Genomic DNA, 11151 nt, shown 5'->3' on the forward strand with positions numbered 1-11151 from the left:
CCCCCTCCCCGGCCCTCCCCTCAAGGGGGCGGGATGGAAAGCGCCGGCCTTCAAGGGGTCCGCCGAAACGCATTAGACCTGATCCAGCCCATACAGCAGGTCGGCGATCAGATCGTCCGGGCTTTCGAGCCCCACCGACAGCCGCAGCAGGCCGGGAGTGACGCCGGTTTCGAGCCGTACGTCCTCGGTCAGGCGCGCATGCGTGGTGGTGCGCGGGTGGGTGATCAGCGACTTGGCGTCGCCCAGATTGTTGGAAATCAGGATCACCGCCAGGCTGTCCGAGAGGGTGAACGCCGCCTCCTGGCTGCCAACGTCAATGGACAGCAGGGTGGAGCCACGCAGCATCTGCCGCTTGGCCAGCTCGTATTGCGGATGGCTGGGATGGTGCGGGTAGATCACCCTGTTGACCTTGGGGTGCCCGGCCAGGGCCGCAGCCACCTTTTCGGCGCTGTCGGTCATCTGGCGGATGCGTAGTTCGTAGGTTTCGAGCCCCTTGAGCAACACCCAGGCATTGAAGGCGCTGAGCGTCGCCCCGGTCTGGCGCAGGAAGGTGTGGATGTCGCCCTCGATCAGCGCCTTCGAACCCAGCACGATGCCGCCCAGCACCCTGCCCTGCCCGTCTATATGCTTGGTGGCCGAATAGGTGACGAGGTCGGCGCCGAGCTGCAGCGGCTTCTGGTAGAGCGCGGTGGAAAAGACGTTGTCGACGATGAGCTTGGCACCATGGGCGTGGGCAATATCGGCCACGGCCTTGATGTCGACTAGTTCCAGCGTCGGATTGGTCGGCGTCTCGATGAAGACGAGCTTGGTATTGGGGCGCATCGCCCGCGCGAAATTCTCCGGGTCGCGGCCGTCGACGAGTGTCGACTCGACGCCGAAGCGCGGGGCGTAATCTTCCACCACGTAACGACAGCCGCCGAACAGCGCCTGGGCAGCCACGATATGGTCGCCAGCGCGAACCTGGCTCATCACCGCATTGGTGACCGCGGCCATGCCCGAAGCGAAGGCCCGGCCGGCTTCGGCCCCCTCGATCAGCGCCATGCGGTCCTGGAACATGTCAACAGTGGGGTTGGCGAAGCGCGAATAGTTGTGGGCGCCCGGAAGCTTGTTCTGGAACAGCAGTTCGGCGTGTTCGGAGCTGGGATAGGAATAGCCCGAATTGAGAAAAATGGCCTCGCTGGTCTCGTTGAACGGCGAGCGCTTGCCCCCGCCATGGACCATCTGGGTGGCAGGGCCATGCCGTTTCGGATCAAGGAGGGGGTTCTTATCTCGGGACATTTCACGCCTTCAAAAACAAAAAACCGGCACGCATAGAGGCGGCCGGTTCCCAAACGGTCTTTAGCAACTTGTTTTAAGTGGCTGCAAGCGACCGGCCAAATCACCACTGGGTTGTGATGTAAGGCCAATTGCCTGTTGGCGTCAATTGCATGGGTTGCTAGGGGTAGCCACGGTTTCCGTGGGGCGCGACAGCATGGACAAGCAACAGGCGTGGCCGCAGGGCGTCTTTCCGGCGCGATTGATCGAGCTGCTGCACCAGCAGGGCGCCATCGTCGCGTCGCGTCCATTCGAGGATGATCAGGTGCAGCCGGCCAGCCTCGACCTGCGGCTGGGCGATGTCGCCTATCGCGTGCGCTCGAGCTTCCTGCCGGGGCCCAGCCACTCGGTGGCCGAACGCATCGAGGCGTTGAAGCTGCATGAGATCGACCTGACCAAGGGCGCCGTGCTGGAACGTGGCTGCGTCTATCTCGTGCCGCTGCAGGAACGGCTGGACCTTCCCGAGGCGGTCAGTGCCTCGGCCAATCCCAAAAGCTCGACCGGACGCCTCGATGTCTTCACGCGCGTCATCGGCGACCGCGCCCGCGGCTTCGACCAGATGCCAGCAGGTTACCAGGGGCCACTCTATCTCGAAGTCAGCCCCCGCACCTTCCCAGTGCTGGTGCGGACAGGGTCGCGGCTCAGCCAGATGCGGTTCCGCTCGGGCGACCACCGCCTGACCATAGCCGAGCACCAGGCGCTGCACGCCTCCGATACGCTGGTCTTCGACAATAATGTGCCGGTCGGCGAAGGGGTGGCGCTGTCGATCGACCTCAAGGGCGCCAATCGCAATGGCCTGATCGGCTTTCGCTCCAAGCGCCACACGGCCGTGGTCGACGTGGACAAGAAGGCAGCGCTCGATGTGCTGGATTTCTGGGACCCGCTGACCAATCGCGGCCGGGAGGAACTGATCCTCGACCCCGACGAATTCTACATCCTGGTCAGCGACGAGGCAGTGCATGTGCCGCCCACCCATGCCGCCGAGATGGTGCCATTCGATCCGCTGGTGGGTGAGTTCCGAGTCCACTATGCCGGCTTTTTCGATCCGGGCTTCGGCCATTCATCGGCGGGCGGGACCGGCAGTCGCGCCGTGCTGGAAGTGCGCAGCCGGGAAGTGCCGTTCCTGCTGGGCCATGGCCAGACCATCGGCCGCCTGATCTATGAGCGGCTAGCGGAGCGGCCGGACCGGCTCTATGGCTCGGCGCTCGGGTCGAATTACCAGGCGCAGACGCTCAAGCTCTCCAAGCACTTCAAGCCCTATCTGGGCTAGAAGAACAGCGCGTCGAGATCGGTTTCCTCGGTCTCGTCCTTGACCGCAACAGGCGCTGGGTCGGCGCCGAACATGGTCTCGTGGATCTTGCGCTCCGCATCCATGGTGTAGCGGGCGCGGTGGGCGGCCAGCACCTCGGCGACAGCGCCCCTGGGGGTTGCCGATGGGACAGGTGGGCATTCGGCCGCGAGCTGCATTTCGAGGTCGCGCATGGTCTCCGAGATTGCTGCCTGGCTGGCGAAGGTCTCGGCGGCCGTGCCCAGAAGGCCGATGACGCTGGGGCCATCGCGATTGAGGGTGGCCAGGGCCTCGGCGAGGGCGGCGTCGACGCCCTGCAGCAGCACCAGTGCGGCGGTAGCCTCGTGTTCGAGCTGGCCGACGCGGCCGGCGGCGTCGCCATTGGCCGCGGCCCCGAAGGACTGGGCGAGGCCGGCCGCTTCGTGCAGGCCGGACATGGCGGCTTCGGCGGCGGCGACTGTTTCGCCGGTCAGTTCGCGCAACTGCCGGGCGATGACGTTGAGGGCGGCGCCGCGCGGGCCGAGCTGGGCGCATTTGACCGCGGCATTGAGGCTCACCAGGCGCATATTGGCCTCGATTTCCTGCACGGCCTCGACATGGCTGAGCAAGACACCGACGGTACTAAGTACCGCTGTGGCAACGCTTTCCAGCTTGCTACGCTCGTTTTCGCAGTCGCGCAAAACCAGCGCGGCCTGGCGGACGGCCGTGCTGAGCGCGGTCAGTGGGGAGGCGTCGGCGCCGTCTTGGCCATAGATGGCGCGGCTCTGATCCATGATGATGCGGGCGTCGGCGGCGAGGTCGCGCAGGGCGCTGCCGGCGTCGGCGACGTCATTTTCGAACGCATCCGCCGCCGCAGAGAGCTGGGCAACCTGCAAGCTGCCCGCGAGACTGCTGGCGGCTTGCCTGTCGATTTCTTCCAGTTTGCCGCTGTCCTGCAGGTCAGCGAGGGCGGCAAGACCCGCTTCGACATGTTCGATGCGCTGGCGGGTGGCGTCGCCGACCTGCAGCGCCATGACGGCGCTGGCAATGCGGCCGACGATCTGGCGCGAGACGCGGCCGGTCTGGGCGGTACCATCGGCCGAAATGGCGCGCTGGCGGGCCAGTTCGGCCAGGGCGGCTTCCATGTCGGCGGCGAGCCCGCTCAGCGTATCGGCATGGGCGTTTTCAAACTGGTTCCGCTGCCGGGCGGCCTGGCCGACTTCGTCGGTCAATTGGCGATAGGCGGTGGTGAAGTGCTGAATGGTGGAGCTGGCGCCTTCGGAGAGCTTGGCGATGTCGGTGGTGAAGACATCGAAGTCGTCGCTGTCGCCGACGACGCTGGCCGCGACGACGCGGGCGTTGATGGCGACGATACCCATCATCTTGACGGTGCGGCGAAGCTCGCCGATCGGATGCTCGGCGGCAGCGACCACGTCGACAAGACGCGTCAGGTCGGCCTGCTCGGTGGCGAAGAGGGCGGAGATGGTCTGCGCCTGCCGGCCGACATCGGCCAGGCGCGTCGAGGCCTCAACCAGTTCGGGGCTCTGCAACTGGGCGGGCAGCGCCTCGAACACCTTGGTGACGCGGTTGAGCATGGCCGCGCCTTCAGCCAAGCGGGCGCCGACGGTGACGAAGGTGGATTCGATCTGCTCGCGGGGACCCGCCAGCGCTTCGCCGATCTGGCGCAGCCGAATGGCATCAGCCGAGACGGCGGGAAGGGCGTGTGCAAGTGCACTCATGAAGCGGTACCTGTGCGCGGAATATTGCGGGCGTAGACGTCGATTTCGGTGGCGACACGGCTCAGCGGGACGATCTTGACCGCCGCGCCACGCTGGATGGCCTCCTTGGGCATGCCGAACACGACGCAGCTTTCCTCGTCCTGGGCGATGGTATGGCTGCCGGCCTGCCGCATTTCGAGCAGGCCCCGGGCCCCATCATCGCCCATGCCGGTGAGGATGACCCCCATGGCGTTGCGGCCGGCCACCTGGGCGGCCGAGCGGAACATGACATCGACCGAGGGCCGATGTCGCGAAACGTGGGGACCATCGACGATGTTCACGGTATAGCGGCTGGCGGTACGGTGCAGCAGCATGTGCTGGTTGCCCGGCGCAATGAGCGCCCTGCCCGCATGAACCACGTCGCCATCTTCGGCTTCCTTGACCTCGATGGCGCAGATGCTGTTGAGGCGGCGGGCGAAGGCATTGGTGAACTTCTCGGGCATGTGCTGGACAATGACGATGCCGGGGCTATTGGCCGGCAACTTTTCGAGCACTTCGCGCAGGGCCTCGGTGCCGCCGGTGGAGGCGCCGATGCAGATGATCGGCTCGGTCTGGGGTTGCCTGGCCCGGACCGAGGCAGCGCGCGCCTCCGAATGCGGGGGGAGGATCGCGTCGGCGGTGAGCTTGGCTTCGACCGTCAGCACCGGGGCGGGCTTGTGAATGCCGCGGAACTTGGCATGGGCGGCCGCCTTGGCAGCGTCGCAGATGCGCATGCGCGATTCCTGGAGGAAATGCGCGGTATCGACACGGGGCTTGGTGACGACGTCCACCGCGCCGGCTTCAAGCGCCTGCATCAGGGTATCGGAACCGGCCTCGGCCAGGCTCGAGCAAATCACGACCGGGATGGGCCGTTGGCTCATGATCTTGCGCAGGAAGGTCAGACCATCCATGCGCGGCAGCTCGATATCGAGGAACATGACGTCGGGCACTTCCTGGCGGATGCGCTCGACGGCGACATAGGGGTCGGCGGCCGTGGCCATGACTTCGAGATCGGGATCGCTGCCGATGATCTCGCTCAGCGTCATGCGTACCGAAGCACTATCATCGACGATGAGCACGCGGATCTTGCGATGGGTTGCGGTCATGTCAGGTCCTTCAGGCCTTCTGGAACACAGCGGGTGCAACCTGACGCATGGTCACCGCAGTGCCGATCATGGATTCGGAATGACCAAGAATGAGATAACCGCCTGGCCTGAGATGGTCGACCAAGCGCAGGATCACCTTTTCCTGGTCGGCCTTGTCGAAATAGATCAGCACGTTGCGCAGGAAGATGACGTCAACGTCGCGATCGAACGGATAGGTGGCATCCATCAGGTTGAGCCGCGCGAAGCGAACCAGCCGGCGCAATTCGGGCACGATGCGCACCTCGGGCCGTATCCCGGGCTTGCGCGAATGCATCAGGTAGCGCTGCTGCTTGGCCGGCGGCACGGGCGCGATGAGCTCGGCGGGATAGACGGCGCGCACGCCCTGCTCCAGAACTGAGGTCGAGATGTCGGTGCCCAGAATGGCAAAGCGGAAATCCTGGCGCTGCGCCAGCAGGTCGGACAGCACCATGGCCAGCGTATAGACCTCGGCGCCGGTCGAGCTGGCCGCACTCCAGATCTTGAGCAGCGGCTTGCGCTCGGCGCGGCGCAGTTCGATCAGGTCGGGGACGAGACGTTCCGCGAGCAGATCGAAATGCTCGGGTTCACGGAAGAAATCGGTCTTGTTGGTGGTGACGGCGTTGATCAAGAACGGCCATTCCGCAGCAAGCCCATCCTGCTGGAACAAATAGGTTCCGTACGCCTCGAGGTTGGGAAGGCCCAGGGCACGCACGCGCTTGCGCAGCCGGCCCTCGACCATCAGGCGCTTGGTCGGCGGCAGCTTGATGCCAACCTCTTCCCCGATCAGATCGGCAATGCGCTTGAAGTCGCGCAATGACAGGTGATCGTCGTCAGTACTGTCCAGCCGGATGGCGGCCTGGGGGGCAGAGGGGGCCAATGGGTCTATTCTCCGGCTAGGCTGGATATCAACTGCGTGGGTCAGGCCGCCCGGGAGGCGTCCTCGAATGAACCCAGCAGACGCTCGAGATCGAGCACGGTGACGAAGCGGCCATTGCGCCGGCCAATGCCGGCGATACAGTGTCCCGACCAGGTGCCGCTGACCGCCGGAGGCGGATCGAGAGCGTCATCGTCGAGGATGGTGACCTCGAATACCCGGTCGGCTCGCAGGCCCAGGCGCAGGTCGGCATCCTGGCCGGCGAGGGCGAGAACGATGATGCGGGTGTTTTCGGTATCGGGCGCCGCAGGCAGGCCAAGGGTGAGTCGCAGATCGACCACCGGAATGCCCTGGCCACGGACGTCGATCATCCCCAGCAGGGTTTCAGGTGCCTGCGGCAGCCGGGCGATGGGCCGCATATCGAGGATTTCCTGCACCTTCTCCACCGGCGCGGCGAAGAGTTCGTCGGCGACGCCAAGGGTCACGTATTGGGCGCGTTCAGCCATGGTCCGGGTCTCTGGTTTCGCTGTTCTGGCGGGAGAGGGTTCGGTGACCGCCCCAGGGTTGGGGCGATCACCAGCATTGGGCACCTGACCTTCGGTCAGGCGGCGCCGCGGCGCGAAAAGTCGGCGTCGAGGTCGTCATGGCCATCGTCGAGGTCCAGATCGAAACCGCCCGAGCTGGCAGCTTTCTTGGGCCTGGCCCTGGCAGGAGTTTTGCGCGGCGCCATATGTGGCGCTGTGGCCAGGATGGCCTGCTTGAGATCGGCAGCCGGGGCAGCTTCGCTCCGGTTGGCCGCCGGCGTCGACGATGCATCGATGCGGAAGTAGCTGATGGCGGACTGGAGCTGCTCGGCCTGGCTGGCCAGTTCCTCCGACGTCGCCGACATTTCTTCGGCGGCCGAGGTATTCTGCTGGGTGACCTTGTCGAGCTGCTGGATGGCCGTGTTGATCTGGGCCGCACCGGCATTCTGCTCGCGGCTGCCAGCGGAGATTTCCTCGACCAGTTCAGCCGTGCGCTGGATATCGGGGACCAGCTTGCTGAGCATTTCGCCAGCAGACTGCGCGGCCTTGACCGTCGTCCCCGACAGCGTCGAGATCTCGGCTGCGGCGGCCTGGCTGCGTTCGGCGAGCTTGCGCACTTCGGACGCCACCACGGCAAAGCCACGACCATGTTCGCCGGCACGGGCGGCTTCCACCGCGGCGTTGAGGGCGAGCAGATCGGTCTGGCGGGCGATTTCCTGCACCACCATGATCTTTTCGGCGATCGTCTGCATGGCGGTGACGGCGTTGTTCACCGCTTCGCCCGAAGCAATGGCATCGGCTGCCGACTGGCGGGCGATCTTCTCGGTCTGGCTGGCATTGTCGGCCGACTGCTTGATGGTCGCCGCCATTTCCTCCATCGAGGCAGACGCCTCTTCGGTGGAGGACGCCTGTTCGGTGGCACCCTGGCTGAGCTGTTCGGCGGTGGCCGACATTTCCTGGCTGCCAGCCGCGACGTTGCGGGTGGCCGTGGTGACTTCGCTCACCACTTCGCGCAGCTTGCGGGTCATGGCGTTGAGGGCGTCGATGAGGTCCTTGATCTCGTCATTGGACCTGACCGAGGCGCTGGCACTGAGATTGCCATCGGCAACGTCATTGGCGAGGCGCACGGCACTCGACAGGGCGCGGGAGATCGAGACGACGATCCAGGTCGCTGCGACCAGGGCGATGAGAGCCGAGCCAACCAGCAGGCCGATCAGCAGCACCATGGACTGCTCATAGAGAGCCTGGGCCTCGACCGCCGATTCATCCATGATCTGTTCGCTGCGATCGATCATCTCCTGCAGGATGGCATTGGCCTCGCGCCGGAGCACGCTGGCTGTCTCCAGTTCCTGAAGGGCGAAGAAATCGCCATTCTCGATGCTGATGGCCACGGCCTTGCCCATGGCGGCAACCATGTTGTCATAGGCGGTCTTGGCAGCATTGAAGAGCGGCATGTCGGCGGCGGGCATGGTGCGCTGCATGTCGGGAATGCGCTCGGCATTGGCCTCGACGCCGGCGAGATAGTCGGCGTGCCACTTCTCCTGCAAGGCGCGATCCTGGGAGGCGGCGAGCAGCACATTGCGCTGCTGGCGGAACATGTCGGTGCCGGTCAGGAACATCTCGGTCGCTGCCTGATAGGCGGGGAAGGCAGTGAGGTCGCCGGCCTCGACCTTGCGCTGCAGCGAGGCGCGCAACGCGCCCATGGTTTCCTCGAACACGCCCAGCGAATCGCTGCCCTCGCTGCGGCTGACCGCCAGGGCGGTGGCATCGGAATTCTTGAGCGTCAGCTCGGTGGCCCGGTTGACCGATGCCTGGAGTTCCTCGAGCTTGGCACCGAAGGGGGCAAGGCGCTCGCGGATGCTGGAATCCATCACGTTGGCCTCGAGCGTGGCGAGACCATTGACCAGTTCGTCATGGTCTTCCTTGATGGAGGCCACATAGTCCGCCTTGACCGCAGGATCCGTGGTCAGGATCTGGGCGCGAATGCGGGAGCCAAGACTTTCCAGGCTCGTCTGCATTTCGGCCGAGGTCACCAGGTTTGCCGAGCGAACATTGACGATGGTTTCAAGTTCGGTGTTCAGCGAGCCGAGATTTTGCAGGGCAATGAACATGCTGCCCGCCGACAGGGCGACGACAACGGTGAACACTGCCGCCAGCTTGGTCTTGATGGTAAGTCTCACGATGCAGACCTTTCTTCTGATGCTGCGACGGGCGCGCTTCTGCCGCCCTGCGTTTCGAAAATTCGCCCCAGATCGGGGATGATGATGAAGCCGCCATTGCGCTTGCCGATGCCGCGAATGAATTCGGGGCGCCAGCGCATGCCGACCTTGGGAGCCTCTTCGATGGAGGCGGCTTCGATATCGGTGACGTCATGAACCTTGTCGGCAAGGATGCCGGCCACGGTCGGCTCGCCATCGATGTCGATTTCCATGACCACGATGCGGGTATCCTGATCAGGCTCGGGCCGATCCATGCCGAACATCACCCGGAGGTCGGCCAGCGGCACGACGCGGCCGCGCACATTGATCAACCCGCTGACGAAGGGCGAGGCATTGGGCACTTCGGTGATCGGCACGAGATCGAGAATTTCGCGCACGCTCCCTGCCTCGACGGCGAACAGTTCATCCTGCAGGCGCAGGGTCAGCGCCTTCATGGAGCCTGCTGTGGTGACGCTCATGCGGCCCTCCCCTGATCGACATAGAACTGGCCATGGGCGACCAGATGGGCGGTATCGAGAATGAGCGCGACGGTGCCATCACCCAGGATGGTCGCGCCGGAGAAAGACTTGATGCCCGAATGCAGCTTGCTCAGCTGCTTGATGACCGTCTGGTTGTTGCCGATGATCTGATCGACCACGAGACCGACGCGGCCTTCGCCCGAGGAAACGATGACCACCTTCTGGTGTGGCTCGAGCGGTGCTTTGGTGCCAAACACCTCGCGCAGGCGGAGGAAGGGCACGAGGCTGCCGCGGATATCGAGGAAGTTGCGGCCGCGGGCATTGGCCTCGATGCCCTCAGGGAGCTCGACGCATTCCTCGACCGCCGCCAGCGGGATGGTGTAGCGGCCATTGCCGACGCGCACGAGCATGCCGTCGATAATGGCCAGCGTCAGCGGCAGGCGCAGGGTCATGGTCGAGCCCTGCCCCGGCGTCGTGGCGACATCGATGCTGCCGCGCAGGCCATCGATGGTGCGCTTGACCACGTCCATGCCGACACCGCGCCCTGAGAGCGAGGTCACTTCCCTGGCCGTCGAGAAGCCGGGCGCGAAGATCATCTGCCAGAGATCGGCATCGGCAATCTTGGCATCGGGGGCAAGCAGGCCGGCCTCCTCGGCCTTGGCACGGATGCGCTCGGCATTGAGCCCTGCCCCGTCATCGCTGACCGAAATGGCGACTTCGGCGCCGGCATAGACCGCCGAGAGGCGGACGGTGCCCTGGGCCGGCTTGCCGGCGGCGAGGCGCCTGTCGGCGCTTTCGAGGCCGTGATCGACCGAATTGCGGATCAGGTGGACCAGCGGATCGGCGAGGCGCTCGATCATGGTCTTGTCGAGTTCGGTATCCTCACCCGTGGTGATGAATTCGATCTCCTTGCCCAGGTCGCGGCTGAGATCGTGGATCAGGCGGCGGAAGCGGCTGAACAGGGTGCCGATCGGCACCATGCGGATACCCATGGTGGTGTCACGCAGGCCGGAGCTCAGGCGTTCGAGCTCCTCGGCGATGGTCTTGAGATTGCCGTCCTGGCTCATGGCGGCAATCTGGGTGAGGCGGGCCTGGGCGATCACCAGTTCGCCGACGCGATCCATGAGCTCGTCGAGCCGCTCGGCATCGACGCGCATCGAGGATGATGCGGCGCGTTCGGGCGTGGCGGTGGCGGGCTTGTCCTCGGCCGGGGCGATGGGGGTCTTGGCCTTGGCTGGCGGGGCGGTGACGGCGACCGGCGCAGGCGCGGGCTCGGGGTCGAGCGCCAGGTCGATTTCGACGCCCTGCGGGGGCTCTGCCGCGGCGGCGTCGGTCAGCGGCTCGACCGAGAGTTCCATGCCGTCCTTGAGGAACATGAAGACATCGTCGATGGCGGCGCGCGGGTCCTCGGCCTCGATATCGATCTGCCAGCCCAGATAGGGCACTTCAGGGTCGATGAGGTCGAGTGGCGGAATGGTATCGGTCAGCGCTGATATCGTGCAGGGCCCGATCTCGCGGATCTCGTCGAGCAGCAGCAGGGGATTGGTGCCATAGACCAGCGCGTCGCCGGGCAGGCGGAAGCGGATGCGCCAGAGGACAGCCGATGGCGACGCG

At 65.3% G+C, this 11151-nt stretch carries 9 protein-coding genes and 1 riboswitch; of the genes, 1 reads left to right on the plus strand and 8 read right to left on the minus strand.

Features of this window, described 5'->3' with window-relative positions:
• Positions 1-72: 72 nt before the first annotated feature.
• On the minus strand, positions 73-1278 hold the full coding sequence (gene metZ / locus IH615_RS07015) for an O-succinylhomoserine sulfhydrylase (protein WP_291360937.1): 1206 nt from the start codon (positions 1276-1278) through the stop codon (positions 73-75).
• A gap of 41 nt (positions 1279-1319) precedes the next feature.
• A riboswitch (SAM riboswitch) is annotated at positions 1320-1395 on the minus strand.
• A gap of 76 nt (positions 1396-1471) precedes the next feature.
• Here metZ and IH615_RS07020 point away from each other — a divergent pair.
• The gene (locus IH615_RS07020) at positions 1472-2584 is read left to right on the plus strand and encodes a 2'-deoxycytidine 5'-triphosphate deaminase (RefSeq protein ID WP_291360939.1); all 1113 of its coding nucleotides are present in this window, start codon (positions 1472-1474) and stop codon (positions 2582-2584) included.
• Here the strand turns inward: IH615_RS07020 and IH615_RS07025 are convergent.
• The 7 genes from IH615_RS07025 to IH615_RS07055 all read right to left on the minus strand — a co-directional run.
• Complete coding sequence (locus tag IH615_RS07025; protein ID WP_291360942.1) at positions 2581-4320, minus strand: hypothetical protein; 1740 nt, start codon at positions 4318-4320, stop codon at positions 2581-2583. The two genes, IH615_RS07020 and IH615_RS07025, sit on opposite strands and share 4 nt — an antisense overlap.
• Positions 4317-5444, minus strand: coding sequence for a chemotaxis response regulator protein-glutamate methylesterase (locus IH615_RS07030; protein WP_291360944.1), 1128 nt, complete (start codon positions 5442-5444; stop codon positions 4317-4319). The genes IH615_RS07025 and IH615_RS07030 overlap by 4 nt, the downstream gene beginning before the upstream one ends.
• 10 nt (positions 5445-5454) lie before the next feature.
• A complete protein-coding gene (locus IH615_RS07035) occupies positions 5455-6339 on the minus strand; it encodes a protein-glutamate O-methyltransferase (RefSeq protein WP_291360946.1) in 885 nt (294 codons plus the stop codon).
• Between the two features lie 41 nt (positions 6340-6380).
• Positions 6381-6842 (minus strand): chemotaxis protein CheW, encoded by a 462-nt coding sequence (locus IH615_RS07040; protein WP_291360948.1) that lies wholly within the window; start codon positions 6840-6842, stop codon positions 6381-6383.
• Positions 6843-6937: 95 nt separating this feature from the next.
• Entirely contained in the window at positions 6938-9040 is a 2103-nt protein-coding gene (locus IH615_RS07045) for a methyl-accepting chemotaxis protein (protein ID WP_291360949.1), read from the minus strand.
• Entirely contained in the window at positions 9037-9537 is a 501-nt protein-coding gene (locus IH615_RS07050; protein WP_291360951.1) for a chemotaxis protein CheW, read from the minus strand. Before IH615_RS07050 ends, IH615_RS07045 begins: the two co-directional genes overlap by 4 nt.
• Positions 9534-11151, minus strand: a 1618-nt coding sequence (locus IH615_RS07055) for a chemotaxis protein CheA (RefSeq protein ID WP_291360953.1), incomplete at its 5' end; no start/stop codon positions are given. The genes IH615_RS07050 and IH615_RS07055, both read right to left, overlap by 4 nt.

It is taken from the genome of Devosia sp. (genome assembly GCF_014860165.1).
In the GTDB taxonomy this organism is placed as follows: Bacteria; Pseudomonadota; Alphaproteobacteria; order Rhizobiales; family Devosiaceae; genus Devosia.